The sequence below is a fragment of the Phyllobacterium sp. GQ127 genome (assembly GCF_059758635.1).
Window position 1 is genome coordinate 1 of sequence record NZ_JCAXDZ010000042.1, and the last position, 264, is coordinate 264.

Sequence of the window (264 nt, forward strand, 5' to 3'; positions counted from 1 at the left end):
GATGATGTCGCGGCCCGAAACCGGCAATGCGGCGACGGGCTGTATGATCTGCGGTCCTGCGAGGGCCAGCACGCCCAACGACCAGACCGTCCAGAGGATCGCTGTAAAGCTGCGTATAGCGCCCAAGATGCCGGTCTGCACATCGTCGATGTTGTCAAACACCACAGACGAAGGGACCGTCAGCGTTCTGGCGTAATGCCGCCGGGCTTTCAACAGCCGCGCCGCAATCAGCGGTAGCGGTACCGCAAGAAACGCCCAAGGTGA

At 61.7% G+C, this 264-nt stretch carries 1 pseudogene; it reads right to left on the reverse strand.

Annotation, left to right across the window (positions count from 1 at the left end):
- Positions 1-264: pseudogene (locus AC6CHM_RS25185) on the reverse strand (VWA domain-containing protein); the annotation flags it as partial.